This is a genomic window from Micromonospora sp. PRAS1 (assembly GCF_059553435.1).
Window position 1 is genome coordinate 1 of record NZ_JCANNB010000121.1, and the last position, 412, is coordinate 412.

Genomic DNA, 412 nt, shown 5'->3' on the forward strand with positions numbered 1-412 from the left:
CGCGGGTGTGTCGCGGGTGGTGACGTCGGCTCGTTATGCGGATCGTTTCCCGGCCGGAATTGAGGTCCTGGCAGTGGAGCGCGCTGAGCCGGGGCATCCGGTGACGGGCCTGCCCGGCGTGGCTGATCTGGATGATTTGGCGTATGTGATTTTCACGTCGGGTTCGACGGGTCGGCCGAAGGGTGTGCAGGTTACGCATCGGGGTTTGGCGAATCATGTTCGGTGGGCGGCGGTGGAGTTGGCGGGTCGTGGTGCGGCTGGTTGTGCGGTGTTTTCGTCGGTGGCTTTTGATTTGCAGGTGCCGAATGTGTGGGCGCCGTTGGTGTCGGGTCAGCGGGTGTTGATGGTGGATCAGGATGTGGATCTGGCGGAGTTGGGTGCGGTGCTGGATGGGGCGGGGCCGTTCAGTTTT

The 412-nt window shown here is 63.6% G+C and carries 1 protein-coding gene; it reads left to right on the forward strand.

Annotation, left to right across the window (positions count from 1 at the left end; genetic code table 11):
* Positions 1-16: 16 nt before the first annotated feature.
* Positions 17-412 (forward strand): AMP-binding protein (locus AC507J_RS32360; RefSeq protein WP_496294376.1); only part of this gene is annotated, 396 nt, incomplete at its 3' end.